Source organism: Pseudoduganella sp. SL102 (assembly GCF_027856995.1).
In the GTDB taxonomy this organism is placed as follows: Bacteria; Pseudomonadota; Gammaproteobacteria; order Burkholderiales; family Burkholderiaceae_D; genus Rugamonas; species Rugamonas albidiflava.
This window is the reverse complement of the sequence record NZ_CP115554.1, coordinates 5,838,069-5,850,826: the sequence shown is the minus strand read 5'-3', so window position 1 is coordinate 5,850,826 and position 12,758 is coordinate 5,838,069. Positions and strand designations below refer to the sequence as shown.

General features: G+C 65.2%; 13 protein-coding genes and 2 tRNA genes. 6 read left to right on the top strand and 9 right to left on the bottom strand.

The genetic code is table 11. The features are described from left to right. Complete coding sequence (locus tag OU994_RS24700) at positions 1-501, top strand: penicillin-insensitive murein endopeptidase (RefSeq protein ID WP_281608082.1); 501 nt, start codon at positions 1-3, stop codon at positions 499-501. Between the two features lie 760 nt (positions 502-1,261). Here OU994_RS24700 and OU994_RS24695 read toward each other — a convergent pair. Together OU994_RS24695 and OU994_RS24690 are read right to left on the bottom strand one after the other, a co-directional pair. Then, the gene (locus OU994_RS24695; protein WP_131148922.1) at positions 1,262-1,477 is read right to left on the bottom strand and encodes a hypothetical protein; all 216 of its coding nucleotides are present in this window, start codon (positions 1,475-1,477) and stop codon (positions 1,262-1,264) included. 29 nt (positions 1,478-1,506) lie between these two features. Continuing rightward, the gene (locus OU994_RS24690; RefSeq protein ID WP_281608081.1) at positions 1,507-2,001 is read right to left on the bottom strand and encodes a tlde1 domain-containing protein; all 495 of its coding nucleotides are present in this window, start codon (positions 1,999-2,001) and stop codon (positions 1,507-1,509) included. 305 nt (positions 2,002-2,306) lie between these two features. On the opposite strand from OU994_RS24690, the gene OU994_RS24685 reads away from it, so the two are divergent. Further along, positions 2,307-3,398 carry a sensor histidine kinase gene (locus OU994_RS24685; RefSeq protein ID WP_281608080.1) on the top strand — a complete coding sequence of 364 codons (1,092 nt, stop codon included), beginning with the start codon at positions 2,307-2,309 and terminating at the stop codon, positions 3,396-3,398. Positions 3,399-3,408: 10 nt separating this feature from the next. Beyond that, complete coding sequence (locus tag OU994_RS24680; protein WP_281608079.1) at positions 3,409-4,200, top strand: LytTR family DNA-binding domain-containing protein; 792 nt, start codon at positions 3,409-3,411, stop codon at positions 4,198-4,200. A gap of 21 nt (positions 4,201-4,221) precedes the next feature. Here the strand turns inward: OU994_RS24680 and OU994_RS24675 are convergent, their stop codons facing one another. From OU994_RS24675 to OU994_RS24655, 5 genes are read right to left on the bottom strand one after another with little or no spacing between them, the layout of a single operon-like run. Next, positions 4,222-5,205 carry a hypothetical protein gene (locus tag OU994_RS24675; RefSeq protein WP_281608078.1) on the bottom strand — a complete coding sequence of 328 codons (984 nt, stop codon included), beginning with the start codon at positions 5,203-5,205 and terminating at the stop codon, positions 4,222-4,224. A gap of 14 nt (positions 5,206-5,219) precedes the next feature. Beyond that, positions 5,220-5,951, bottom strand: coding sequence for an outer membrane lipoprotein-sorting protein (locus tag OU994_RS24670; protein ID WP_281608077.1), 732 nt, complete (start codon positions 5,949-5,951; stop codon positions 5,220-5,222). Beyond that, positions 5,944-7,170 carry an ABC transporter permease gene (locus tag OU994_RS24665; RefSeq protein ID WP_281608076.1) on the bottom strand — a complete coding sequence of 409 codons (1,227 nt, stop codon included), beginning with the start codon at positions 7,168-7,170 and terminating at the stop codon, positions 5,944-5,946. Before OU994_RS24665 ends, OU994_RS24670 begins: the two co-directional genes overlap by 8 nt. Then, on the bottom strand, positions 7,160-7,852 hold the full coding sequence (locus OU994_RS24660; RefSeq protein ID WP_281608075.1) for an ABC transporter ATP-binding protein: 693 nt from the start codon (positions 7,850-7,852) through the stop codon (positions 7,160-7,162). The genes OU994_RS24665 and OU994_RS24660 overlap by 11 nt, the downstream gene beginning before the upstream one ends. Further along, positions 7,849-8,502 (bottom strand): hypothetical protein, encoded by a 654-nt coding sequence (locus tag OU994_RS24655; RefSeq protein ID WP_281608074.1) that lies wholly within the window; start codon positions 8,500-8,502, stop codon positions 7,849-7,851. The genes OU994_RS24660 and OU994_RS24655 overlap by 4 nt, the downstream gene beginning before the upstream one ends. A 209-nt stretch (positions 8,503-8,711) precedes the next feature. Here OU994_RS24655 and OU994_RS24650 point away from each other — a divergent pair. The 3 genes from OU994_RS24650 to OU994_RS24640 all read left to right on the top strand — a co-directional run bounded on the left by OU994_RS24650 (position 8,712) and on the right by OU994_RS24640 (position 11,361). After that, positions 8,712-8,787, top strand: a tRNA-Asn gene (locus OU994_RS24650). 182 nt (positions 8,788-8,969) lie between these two features. Next, positions 8,970-11,204, top strand: a complete 2,235-nt coding sequence (locus OU994_RS24645) for a TonB-dependent receptor (RefSeq protein WP_281611712.1) — start codon at positions 8,970-8,972, stop codon at positions 11,202-11,204. Positions 11,205-11,285: 81 nt separating this feature from the next. After that, a tRNA-Asn gene (locus OU994_RS24640) sits at positions 11,286-11,361 on the top strand. A 41-nt stretch (positions 11,362-11,402) separates the two neighbouring features. Here OU994_RS24640 and OU994_RS24635 read toward each other — a convergent pair. Together OU994_RS24635 and OU994_RS24630 are read right to left on the bottom strand one after the other, a co-directional pair. Next, positions 11,403-11,975: a hypothetical protein gene (locus OU994_RS24635; protein ID WP_281608073.1), complete on the bottom strand. Its 573-nt coding sequence runs from the start codon at positions 11,973-11,975 to the stop codon at positions 11,403-11,405. Between the two features lie 183 nt (positions 11,976-12,158). Then, positions 12,159-12,704, bottom strand: coding sequence for a type 1 glutamine amidotransferase domain-containing protein (locus OU994_RS24630; RefSeq protein ID WP_281608072.1), 546 nt, complete (start codon positions 12,702-12,704; stop codon positions 12,159-12,161). Positions 12,705-12,758: the final 54 nt, after the last annotated feature.

Below are 12,758 nucleotides of genomic sequence, written 5' to 3'. Positions count from 1 at the left end.
ATGTTCAATCAAGACAATGATCCACGTCGCCCTCGCCCGCCGAGCGATTCACGCGGCTTTTTCATGCTTCCTCAAGCTCCGATGGATTCAGGTTATTACGTTTACGGTAATCTTTACCAGCGGCCGGCGAAAGGCGCGTATCAATATGCGCACCCGCTCATGATGACTGCTATCTTGAACGTGGGGCTCGAATGGCAAGCAATGGACACTCGCCGATTTGGAGTGGGCGATATCAGCTTGCCGGGTGGAATTAAAACGCCTGATCACGGAGGGCACAAGAGTGGCTTGAATGTGGACATTCGTCCGTTGCGAAAAGACGGACGCGAAGAACCTGTGAAGTGGAGTGACCCGGAGTACGATCAAGTTGCTACTTATGCGCTAATCAATCTCTTTCATATCTTCGCGCAGGTTCAAAGGGTTATTTTTAACGACCCGGGAATCCCTTTCCTGGTTAGAGCCGAGAGGCACGATGACCATTTCCATTTGGATTTAAGGGGGTAAGCTTGCGTGTCGCAACTTGGTTAGTGTCCGTAGCGGCAGTAGGGTTTTCCATCTCGCAAGCTGCTGATCTGTCGGGCGACCCATCCGGGCTATGGAAGATCTTCCCGGGTATCTACAAAGTCCACTCTGGAAGTGTTGCTGATCGTACGCCGCCAGCAGGGCGCGATCGCAAGCTGACGGTCCATGTGGATGGCAATGCTGCACGGGAAATCTTTGATTCGATCGGGCCTGACGTGCAGCCGACTTGTGATGGAGGGGCGGGGAACCGAGACCGACGCAAGAAGGGCATTTATTGTGCATATGACCCGGCCGATGTGAAAGCAAAAGGCGGCCCCTACCGGTGCTGGATCGGAATCAATCTTGTAACTGGTGACACCGAGACCAATGTAGATTGCTAATACCTTGCGCCACGAAAGAGCAGCGTGAATGAAAATCTTGAAGCCCGCAATTGACCGCGGGCTTTTCTTCAGGTTCGGTGGCATAGTTGCCGCGTTCAGTTCGTTCGACTCGAAAGCAATGTGTCATTGTGCGATGATCTGATCAACTGCAATCGTCTGGCAGTAGCGACTCGTGATCTTCAAGTATATGGCTTGCGCTAAGCCATAGGTTTCATGCTGTCGTCTATTTGTTTCACTCCCCGCTGCAGTGTTTCGTTGCCCCTTCGTTGCCAAGCGGGCCAGCGCCGGGCCAGAGTGCGGAACACCCACCGCGAGCCGCCGTGACCGATACTGCCCCCCAGTACCTGCGCGCCACGCTGTCATCAGTCGGTTTTCCCCAGCCTGCGGACTCCTGTCCGCACGAGAGCCGCTGCAATCGCCAGGGCGATGACGTCGGCAATGACGATTTCGGGCAGCGGATCGCTCCACTTGTCCATATTGGTGGTGCGCGAGTAGTACGGCGGGCCTGGGCCATATGCCTCCACCAGCGCCTGGTAGCTCACGAAAGCCGCTCCGGCGACCAGCAAGCCTGCAATGATGAACGTGAGGATCGCGAAGCCTGGTGTTTTCACGGCGTGGCCGGTGCGTATTGGACGCACAAATGGATCTGGCACTTGCGCATCGCGCCTTCCACCTGAAGATCGGCGACAAAAGCATCGATATGCGAGGTCAGATCGATACAGCCAATACTGCCGAGAACTTTGCCTCCATGAATGAAAAATCCTCCACGCTGGTAGGTTTCAGTGGTGGTGAACGGATGGATTGTGATGCGGTATTTCCCCCACGAGGCCTCACTTCCGCGCTTATACCAGCGATTGACCCATAGCTCATCGGGGTTGATCCAGTAAATGCCCTCCGGTATGGGCCCGCTGAACCCGGCAATTTGCGCTTCCTTTGTATAGCTGAACGCCCCACTCTTGTCCGGCTTCCCAGAGGCGGCTGGGTAAGAATATGTCTTGCTTCCGCCAGTCATTGCAAGCGTCTTCCCATTGAATGTGAGTGCGAGCTTGCTGCACATCGCCAGTGAGGGGTCATATCGCTCTTCTGCGTACCTGTCTCCCATGAAGGAGCCTCGCATTCACGAATTCAATACGTTCCCAGGGAACTGGCCCTGCCGCCGCCAGGCGCCAATCGCTAAAACTCCTGACACACTCGCGTGCCCTGGTTTGTAATATAGGCAGCGGCGCATGCCATCGCCAGCATTTTTTTGTCACCGCTGCGCGAGTGCCGGTCGGATCCAGTCATCGGATTGAATAGTGGCGCCGCCTCACACCCGATTCACTCCCCGCCCCACCGGTTTCGTCGCCCCGCCGTTGCCAACCTGGCCAGCGCCGGTCCAGAATGGTGGATCATCCACCGCGAGCCGCCATGACCGATACCGCCACCCTCGACTCACCCCGCCCCGGACGGCGTTTCCCATGGCGGCGTTTCGCCACCGATGCATGCTGGATGCTGGTGCTGGTCGTGATCTGCGCCGTGGTCATCACCTGGTCGTTCGGCGACGGCACAGGTTTCGGCATCAACCTGCTGGTCTCGGCCTGCATCGGCACGATCGCCTTCGCCATCATCGACGGCGTGCGCCTGGCATTCTGGGGCGAGAAGGTGCGGCCCCACTGGCTGGCGTTCGCCGCGCTGATCGCCGTGGGCGTCCCGGTCGGGCAGATCGCCGGCGCGCGCCTGGCGGGCTGGCTGCTCGGGCGCGAACTGACGGGGTTGCACACGCTGGGATCGAGCCGCACCACCGGCATGCTGGTGTTCACACTGCTCGCCACGGGCGCGGTGACCTTGTTCTTCGCCAGCCGCGACAGGCTGGCACGGGCCGAGGCCGCCGCCGCGGAAGAGCGGGCGCGCGCGGAAGCCGTCGAACGCCAGGCGCTGCAGGCGCAACTGCAACTGCTGCAGGCGCAGATCGAGCCCCACATGCTGTTCAACACGCTGGCCAACCTGCAGGGACTGATCGCGCTCGATCCGCAACGCGCCCAGCAGATGCTGGACCAGCTGATCCAGTACCTGCGCGCCACGCTATCGTCTTCGCGTGCACAGCGGACCACGCTGGCGCAGGAGTTCGCGCTGCTGGAAGCCTATCTCGGCCTGATGTCGGTGCGCATGGGCGCCCGGCTTTCATATGGCTTCGACTTGCCGGACGCGTTGCGCGCCGTCGAGATTCCGCCGATGCTGCTGCAGCCGCTGGTGGAAAACGCCATCGCGCATGGGCTGGAGCCGACCATCGACGGCGGCCATATCCACGTTTGCGCGCGATGCGAAGACAAGCTGCTGACCCTCAGCGTCGCCGACAACGGCCGCGGCCTGGCGGCGGGGCCCGGCAAGGCCGGCACGAGCCTGGGCCTGTCCAACACGCGTGCGCGCCTGGACGTCCTGTTCGGCGCACGCGCCTCCGTCACGCTGCAGCCGGCCGATACCGGCGGCGCGGTGGCCCGCATCACCATTCCCCTCGAGTGAAAACCTGACCATGACGACTGCCCTGATTGCCGAAGACGAACCGATCCTCGCCGCCACGCTGGCGGCCAGCCTGAAGCGGCTGTGGCCCGGCCTGGAGATCGTGGCCACGTGCCCGCACGGTGTGGCGGCCCTGGCCGATGCGTTGGCGCGCCAGCCGGACGTGCTGTTCCTCGATATCAAAATGCCCGGCAAGACCGGGCTCGACGTGGCGGAGGAACTGGCCGATGCATGGCCGGCCGGCAAGCCGTTCCCGCAGATCGTGTTCGTCACCGCCTACGACGAATACGCCGTGCAGGCGTTCGACAACGCCGCCGCCGACTACGTGCTCAAGCCGGTCAGCGACGAACGCCTCGGCCGTACCGTGCAGCGGCTGCGCCAGCGCCTGGAAGCGCAGCCGGCCGGCGGCATGGAGTCCTTGCTGGCGCAACTGCGCGCGGTCGCCCAGCTCCAGCCGCAGCCCGCGCAGGCGCCCGTGGAGCGGCTGGCCGTGATCCGCGCGGCCGTTGGCAACCAGGTGAGGATGATCCCGGTGGCCGACGTGGTGTATTTCGAGGCCACCGACAAATATGTCAACGTGGTCACGGCGGAAGGCGAGGCCCTGATCCGCACCAGCCTCAGGGAGCTGCTGCCGCAGCTGGACGACCGGCAGTTCTGGCAAGTGCACCGTGGGACGATCGTGAACGCCACGTGCGTGCTGAGCGCGGTGAAGGACGAAGCCGGCAAGCTCGCGCTGAACATGAAACACCGGCCCGAGAAAGTGCGTGTCAGTCCGCTGTACGCGCACCTGTTCCGCCAGATGTGACAAGCGCGCCATGGCGTGTGATCAGAACCCCCGCTCGGCCGTCAGCAAGGCCACGCTGCCGATGCCGTCGTAGCGGCGCCAGGTGGCCGACAGCAGCCAGGCATCGGGTTTCCAGCTGGCGCCCAGCGTCGCCACGCGGCCGGCGCGGCGCCACAGCCCATCGGCCACCAATTCCACGTCACCGAACTTTTGCGCGGCGCGCAGCAGCAGGTTGCGGCGCTGCGCCGCGGGCACCGTGCGGTCGACCCAGGCCTCGCCCAGTACCGACAATCGTCCCTCGGTAGTCCACGTGAAGCCGGCCAGCGCCTTGCCGCCACCGCTGCGGGGCTGCCAGCGCATGCCGTCCCATTCGTCGTGGCGCTGCTGGGCCAGCAGCGCGCCGTGGAGCTCGAGGCCATCGTTGACGACCTGGGAAAACGAGGCGCCGGCCTCGATGCCGTTGCGTGCCGAGGCGCGCAGCACCGCGTATTCATCGCGCGCGCCGCGCTGGCGGTACAGGCGCACGGCCAGCGCGCCATCGTCGCGGGGCTGGCCGGCCTTGCCGTGGCCGGGATTGGACCACACCACGGTCACGGCGCGCTCGGCGTCGAACGCTTCCCAGGCCAGCAGCGGCACGCCTTCCAGCGTGCCGGGGTACAGCGCGCGGCGGTCTTCCTGCTGCACCACGTCGAGCGGGCGAAACGCATAGCCGACATCCCAGCTCATCACCTTCTTGCCGGCCGTCGCGTAACCGCCGGCAAGCGGCCGCTCCAGTGCCAGTTCGAACAGGCGCACGCCGGTTCCCGCTGCATCGTGGCGCAGGCCTGCGCTGCCATGCAGCTGCGCGCCCACCGGTGCGGCCACCTGCCAGCGCATGTCGATGGCCTGGCGCGGCTGCGTGCCATCCCGTTCGGGGGAGGGGCTGTGCCAGGTCTCGGCCTGTGCGCGTGCCTGGCCGGACACGACGTTCTCGGCGGCGCAGGGCAGGGCCAGCGCTGCCGCCAGCACCGCCGCGGGCACGCGCATTGAGCCCGTCCGCCTCATGGCGCCACGTCGCCGCGGCTCAGCGTCATCGGATTGAACAGCGCGTCGGCGAACTTGCGCGGCGTGGACGACAGCGTCGTCACCACCGTGGTGCGGCCGGTCTGCACTTCATCCTGCAGCGTCATCCGGATGACGACGGTACGGCCATTGCGCGTGCCGAATTCGAAGCGGGCCTGCTTCAGCTTGCGGTTCGATGCCGCGTACAGGTCCGCATGCACGGGGCGGGAATCGTGCTTCGCCACGCGCAGCACCACGCGCTGGTAGCTCAGCGCGGGGCGCCGCGCCGCCAGGTCCAGTTCCAGGCAGGGTACGCCATCGACGTCGACCTCGCGCGCCACGCTGCCGCTGTAGTCGCCGGACCAGGTCAGCGTCGCGATATCGCCGGTGGCCGCGTCGCCCAGCAGTTTCTGCAGCGGCGTGATGCGGATCGGCCGGGCACTGCCGGGCAGCAGCATCCAGAAATCGTCGCCCGACACCAGCACCTTGTGGCCAGTCTCGCCCGGCGAGCGGAACAGGATCAGCGCCTTGCCATCGCCGCGCACCAGCACCTGGTAGCGCTTCTCGCGGTCGGGCTGGCCATCCTTCGTGGTCTGCACCAGGGTGTCCAGCTGGGCCGAGCCTTCCGGCAGGCGGAAGGCATCGGCCTGTTTCAGGATGGCTGCCACGTCGGCGGCCTTGGCGGAAGTGCCGAGGGACAGCGACAGCATGAGGAGTATTGTCTTAAACATGGGCGAGCGCCTCCACGACGGAACGATGGGCGGCCTTGCGGCTGACGGCCAGCGCGGCGATGCCGGCCAGCACGGTAACGGCGATGCCGGCGGCGGCGTACATCGCCGGCGTGATGACGATGTCCAGCGGATAGCCGCCGGTGCGGCCGGGCGGCGGCGGCATCTGTATGCCCGCGGCCAGCAGGACCACGCCGATGCCTGCCGCGCCCAGCATGCCCAGCGCGGCGCCCGTGGCGCCCAGTGCCATGCCTTCCACCGTGAACAGGCGCATCACCTCGCGCGGCGTGGTGCCCATGGCGCGCAGCGCGCCGATCTCCCGGGTGCGCTCGACCACCGCCATCGCCAGCGTGTTGGCCACCGCGCCCAGCACGATCACGAGCAGGATCACGCCGAGGAAGCCGAAGATGCGGTCGTACAGCCCGCGCACGCTGGCGTACACCTGCGCCAGGTCGCGCCAGTCGCGCACTTCGTACCGCTTGCCGAACGTGCCGCGCAGGGCCGCCGCCGTGGCGGCGCTGTCGTCCAGCGCTTCGAGGTAGACGCCCAGGGTGCTCACGCGATCCGTGGCCAGCAGGCCTTGCGCGGTAGCCAGGTCGACCAGCGCCATCCGCTTGTCCAGCTCCGCGAAGCCGCTGCTGACGACACCCGTCACCGTCACGTCGACCGCGTTCAGGCTGCCGCCGGTGGTGGTCGACAGCAGGGTCAGCACGTTACCGGGCGCGGCGCCCAGGCTGCGCGCCAGCATCTTGCCCAGCACGATGCCGGGCCGCGCCGCATCCGGTTCCAGCAAGTCGCCGGCGATGACCTTGATGAACGGTCCGCGCACGGCGAATTCCTGCGCCGGATCGACGCCGGTGCCGACGAATACTTCGCTTTTCTCGCCATTGCTCAGCAGTCCGGAAAACTGCAGCCGTGGCAGCACGCGCCGCACGCCGCTGCGCGCCAGCAGTTGCCGCGCCAGCGCCGGGCCGCCCTGCAGGCCATGCTGCAGCGGCGTGTCGTCGATGCCGTCGAAGCCGCCCGGCGCGGCCACGATCACGTGGCCCGTGTCGCGCGCGGCCGATTCGGCCAGCGAATGGTAGGTGTATTGCGCGAAGCCGGCGCCCAGCAGCGCCGCCGCCGTGCCGGTGGCGGCGATCGCCACCGTGACCAGCGAGCGGCGCCGGTTGCGCAGCGTGTTCTTCAATGCCATGGCCAGCCAGGTGACATCAATGCGCATGGCGTTCTCCTGCCAGTACGCCATCGTCCAGCGCCAGCGCGCGGTCGCAATGGGGCAGCACGCGGTCGTCGTGCGTGGCCACCAGGAAGGCGGTGCCCTGTTCGTGCGCGAGCTGGCGCAGCAGCGCGGTGACCTGGCCGGCGGTGGTCGCGTCCAGGCTGGCGGTCGGTTCGTCGGCGATCACCAGGCGCGGGCGCTTGACGATCGCCCGGGCAATCGCCACGCGCTGGCGCTGGCCACCCGACAGCTGGTCCGGCAAGTGCCGGCCGAAGCCGGCCAGGCCCACCCGTTCCAGTGCTTCGCCAACACGCTCGCGGCGTTCGGCAGCGGGCACACCCAGCAGCGCCAGCGGATAGTCGACGTTGTCGTACGCATTCATTACCGGCACCAGGTGAAAGCTCTGGAACACGAAGCCGATCGCCTGGCGGCGCAGCCGCGTGCGGCCGGCGTCGTCGCCGCCATGCAGCGCGGTGCCATCGAACAGCACCTGGCCCTGGTCGGCCCGGTCCAGCAAGCCGCACACGTTCAGCAGCGTGCTCTTGCCGCTGCCGGACGGGCCGGTGACGGCGACGATCTCTCCGGGCTGCAAGTGCAGGTCGACGCCGCGCAGCGCATGTACGGCGCTGGACCCGAGCCGGTAGGTGCGGCGCACATCCGCCAGCGACAGCAGTGCCGGCCTCATTGCCCGAGCTCCTTCAGGCGGGCCGCCGCGCGCTCGCGCATGGCCGCGATGCCTGCCGCGTTGGCGGGCAGGGCGACGATCCTGCGCTGCCATTGCGCCTCGTCGGCGGCACGGCCTTCCTTCGCGGCCAGCCGCGCGGCCGCGCCGAAGACGCTGGCCCGCGTGGCGGCGTGCGCGCCATCGAGCAGCGGCGAGTCGAGCGCCGCCTGCAGCGCACGCTTGCCGGGGCCGCCGCGGTGCATGATGGCGGGCAGGGCCAGCAGGCTGTTGGCGGCGACGGCGCGTGTTTCGATGCTTTCCGGGCTGCCGCCGGCGATCGCCGCGTCGTGCTGCGGGCCGAGGCGGGCAAGGGCTTTCTCGATGCGGTCCGCGCCCTGTTCGGCGAACCGCATCTTTTCCCACGGCTTGCTGGCATCCCGGCCTTTCAGCGTGAGCGCGGCGCCGTGGTAGGCGAGATAGACGGGATGTTCGGGCTGGCTCTCGGCCAGCTTCGCGAACGCTTCGATGGCGGCGTCGCGCGCGGCCGTGTCGCCACGGGTGGCAGCGAGGAACTGGTCGCGTGCCTGCGCGAACGGGGAGGAAGCATGGGCAGGGGCGCCTGCTGCGGCAAGGCTGGCCGCCAGCAGCAGCGCGAACAAAGGCAATTTCATGGGGTTCTCCGGTGGGGTAATGGCAGCATGCTGCCGGCCACCCGGCGAGCCCTCCACCGGGATGCGACGAAACCGGTTTTGCGGGCGGTGAAACCGCGATGCGGCGGCGTGTGGCTGACCGCCCGGCCTGTCTTTGCTTCGCGTCACGACGGGGCGCTAAAAAATGGTGTTGTCGACTTTGCCGGGCGCCGCTATAATGCGGCCTCCTTTCCCTGATAGCTCAGTCGGTAGAGCGACGGACTGTTAATCCGCAGGTCCCTGGTTCGAGTCCAGGTCGGGGAGCCAGAATTGCAAAAGCCGCGTTTCGACGCGGCTTTTTGTTATCCGCGGCGATGACGAAAGAACAGGTAGTTGGCAGTGCAACCACAGAGACGGAGCCGCGCCGTTGGGCATCCGCACGAGGACGTTAAAAATCCGGAGACAGCGTTGACCACCCTTGCAGCATTATTCTTAACCCAGGAAGGCACATCATGAAACTGTCCAAGATGCACAAGCGTCTCCTCGCGCTGACGGCCGCGCTGCCAATGGCCGCCATGGCCCAGGACGCCACCCAGGCAAATACCGAACCAAGCACCCAGCAAGCCGCGCAGCAGCCGGTCGCCAGCGGCCAGCTGGAAACCGTGACGGTGACGGCACAGCGCCGCGCCGAGAACATCAAGGAAGTGCCGGTGTCGGTGTCGATGCTGCAGCACGAGAAGCTGGACGTGATCCTGTCCGGCGGCCAGGACGTGCGCGTGCTGGCCGGCAAGACGCCCAGCCTGAACGTGGAATCGTCGACCGGCCGCGTGTTCCCGCGCTTCTACATCCGCGGCTACGGCAATGCCGACTTCTCGATCTTCGCCTCGCAGCCCGTGTCGCTGATCTATGACGACGTGGTGCAGGAAAACCCGATCCTGAAGGGTTATCCGATGTTCGACCTGGCCAACATCGAAGTGCTGCGCGGCCCGCAGGGCACGCTGTTCGGCCGCAATACCCCGGCCGGCGTGGTGAAGTTCGAATCGGCCAAGCCGAGCCTGAAAGGCGTGGAAGGCTACTACAACTTCTCCGTGGCGTCGCACGGCACCACCAACGTCGAAGGCGCGGCCAACATTCCGCTGTCGAACGAGTGGGCACTGCGCGTATCGACGCTGCGCCAGCACCGCGACGACTACATCCGCAACGAATTCACCGACGGCCGCGAGTCGCTGGACGGCTACAACGAGCACGCCGAACGCGTGCAGGTGCTGTACCAGCCGAACGGCACGTTCAACGCGCTGTTCAACGTGCACCAGCGTACCACCACGGGCAACTCGCGCCTGTTCCAGGCCAACATCATCAAGAAGGGCAGCAACCAGCTGGTCGACAACTACGATGAAGGCGCGGTCTTCACCAACGGCCAGAACTACCAGAACCTGACGACGCGCGGCGGCAACGTGCGCCTGTCGTGGGACCTGGGCGCGGTGAAGCTGTACTCCGTGACCGGCTACGAGTCGATCACCGAGTACAACAGCCGCGGCGACATCGACGGCGGCAATCCGGTCTACGGCCCGGGCGTGGTGCCGTTCCAGGTGGAGACGGCTTCCGTGCTGCCGGACCTGAAGCAGTACACGCAGGAATTCCGTATCGAATCGAAGAAGGCAGGCCCGATGAGCTGGCAGGCCGGCGTGTACTACTTCGACGAAGATGCCACTGGCGGCAGCGACAACTTCAACACCGCCGGCGCGCGCACCAGCCGCGTCATCAGCAACCAGCGCAACAAGGCATGGGCGGCATTCGGTTCCGTGAACTACGCGGTGACCGATGCGCTGACCGTGCGCGGCGGCCTGCGCTACACCAACGACAAGAAGGACTTCCGCACCATTGAAGCGACCGGCACGACGCTGCAGGGTCCTGCCACGATCAACGCGGAACGCCACAAGACCAACTGGGACCTGTCGGCAACGTATGCGATCAACCCGGACGTGTCGGCCTATGCCCGCGTGGCAACGGGCTTCCGCGCTCCGTCGATCGGCGCGCCGTCGGCTTCCGGCCCGGCCACGATCGCCGATGCGGAAACCATCACCTCGTATGAAGCCGGCATCAAGGCCGACCTGCTGAACCGCCGCGCCCGCGCCTCGCTGTCGATCTTCGACTACGACGTGAAGGACCAGCAGCTGACGGTGGTGGGCGGCAATTCCAACGTGACCGCGCTGATCAACGCCGAGAAGACCAAGGGCCGCGGTATCGAAGCGGAGATCGAAGGCTTCGTCACGCCGGACTTCAAGGTGTCGGCATCGACCAGCTACAACTACACGAAGATCCAGGATCCTTCGCTGTCGGTCAACAAGTGCGCCCAGTGCACGGTGCTGGACCCGCTCAACGCCGCCGGCCGCGTCGTCATCGACGGCAACGCGCTGCCGCAGGCGCCGAAGTGGATCGTCAACCTGTCGGCCCGCTACAACTGGCCGCTGGCCGAAGGCAACCTGTTCGTGCTGACCGACTGGTCGTACCGCAGCAAGGTCAACTTCTTCCTGTACGAGGCGAAGGAGTTCACCGGCGCGCCGCTGACGGAAGGCGGCCTGCGCGTCGGCTACAACTGGCAGGGCGGCAAGTATGAAGTGGCCGCGTTCGGCCGCAACATCACCGACCAGCGCCGCATCACGGGCGCGATCGACTTCAACAACCTGACCGGCTTCGTCAACGAGCCGCGCCAGTGGGGTGTTCAGCTCAAGGGCCTGTTCTAACAGACGTTGTTTGATACCGTTGGCGGAAGAATTGTTTCTTCTTGCCAGCGGTCAAAGCGGCCGCTATAATACGGCCTCTTTTCCCTGATAGCTCAGTCGGTAGAGCGACGGACTGTTAATCCGCAGGTCCCTGGTTCGAGTCCAGGTCGGGGAGCCAGAATACAGAAAAGCCCAGCAGCGATGCTGGGCTTTTTGCGTTTACGGCTGGATCGCTGCGTGCGGATTCGACTCGCGAAGCAGGCATGGCAGGTACTCGTCGTCGGCAATTAGCCGTGCCTTCACGCTTGCGTCCCGAACATTTGCGTTCATGGCTCCTGTAACGCAAGCGGTGTTATGGGAGATCCTGGCAATGACCAGCATCGGTACGCGTTTCGGCTGCTCCGGATTGCCTTGCTCAAAGGTGTCAACGGGAACAATGATGGCAATGGGCGCGACCCGTCCCCCCGTCTTGGCGATGCGCCACTCAGCCTTTTTGCCCAGTGTTGAAAACCCTCGCGTGACCACTTCCCAGTAATCGAGCGGAAGTACTCGCTTGTCCGGTGTCACGACATTGATGGAACTGCGCTCATCGTCCAGCAGGACCTGCAGACGATAGCCTGCAATTCCAGGGCAGTCCAATGTATGGGCGCCGGTTGCCACATCGTCGATGGCCTTGCTACAAGCGCTGCCGGAGAGATTTGTGTAGATCGCGGCAGCATTTTTCTGCGCCGCGGCATCGATGCTCGACGCTAGAAGGACCGAGAATGACAGGGAAATCATGTAAGCGCGCATTGTGTCTCCTCCTGGATGTCGCCGATCATATCGAGCTGAATGGGAGGATTGTTTGACACGCGGCACGTGTAGAGTTGCAGCCGAGTCCTGTTGATTCGATACCGCCAGACGCATCACTTTGAGCGGTGGATTGAAAAAGCCCAGCAGCGATGCCGGGCTTTTTGCATTTCCGGCGATGCGGCGTCAGGCGGCCAGCTGCTTCAGGATCGCCTCGTTGAACGCGGGGATATCATCCGGCTTGCGGCTGGTGACCAGTTTGCCGTCCACGACCACCTGCTCATCGGTCCACTGCGCGCCGGCGTTCTGCAAGTCGCGCTGCAGCGTCGGCCAGCTGGTCACACGCTTGCCCTTGACGAGGTCGGCATCGATCAGCGTCCACGGGCCGTGGCAGATGGCGGCGATCGGCTTGTTCTCGCGGCCGAATTCGCGGATGAAGGTGATGGCTTCCGTCGACAGGCGCAGCTGGTCCGGATTGGCCACGCCGCCCGGCAGCACCAGCGCATCGAAATCGGCGGGGCGGACATCGCGCACATCGCGTTCCACTTCGAATTTCTCCGCGGGGTCGAGGTGATCGAAGCCCTGGATCTGTTCTCCCTGTCCCTTCGGCGAGACCAGCGTGACTAGCGCGCCATGTTGCTCGAGGAATTTGCGAGGTTCGGTGTATTCGACCTGTTCCACGCCATCCGTCATCAGTACCGCCACTTTCTTGCCATTGAGTTGTTGCGTCATCGTGTTCTCCTGTGTGAATACGAGGGCGAAAGCATGCCACGGCGCCTCGCGGCG

Coding starts and splice junctions, on each gene's coding strand:
- OU994_RS24700 (WP_281608082.1), top strand. CDS start 1: ATGTTCAATCAAGACAATGATCCACGTCGCCCTCGCCCGCCGAGCGAT.
- OU994_RS24690 (WP_281608081.1), bottom strand. CDS start 2,001: ATGGGAGACAGGTACGCAGAAGAGCGATATGACCCCTCACTGGCGATG.
- OU994_RS24685 (WP_281608080.1), top strand. CDS start 2,307: ATGACCGATACCGCCACCCTCGACTCACCCCGCCCCGGACGGCGTTTC.
- OU994_RS24680 (WP_281608079.1), top strand. CDS start 3,409: ATGACGACTGCCCTGATTGCCGAAGACGAACCGATCCTCGCCGCCACG.
- OU994_RS24675 (WP_281608078.1), bottom strand. CDS start 5,205: ATGCGCGTGCCCGCGGCGGTGCTGGCGGCAGCGCTGGCCCTGCCCTGC.
- OU994_RS24670 (WP_281608077.1), bottom strand. CDS start 5,951: ATGTTTAAGACAATACTCCTCATGCTGTCGCTGTCCCTCGGCACTTCC.
- OU994_RS24665 (WP_281608076.1), bottom strand. CDS start 7,170: ATGCGCATTGATGTCACCTGGCTGGCCATGGCATTGAAGAACACGCTG.
- OU994_RS24660 (WP_281608075.1), bottom strand. CDS start 7,852: ATGAGGCCGGCACTGCTGTCGCTGGCGGATGTGCGCCGCACCTACCGG.
- OU994_RS24655 (WP_281608074.1), bottom strand. CDS start 8,502: ATGAAATTGCCTTTGTTCGCGCTGCTGCTGGCGGCCAGCCTTGCCGCA.
- OU994_RS24635 (WP_281608073.1), bottom strand. CDS start 11,975: ATGCGCGCTTACATGATTTCCCTGTCATTCTCGGTCCTTCTAGCGTCG.
- OU994_RS24630 (WP_281608072.1), bottom strand. CDS start 12,704: ATGACGCAACAACTCAATGGCAAGAAAGTGGCGGTACTGATGACGGAT.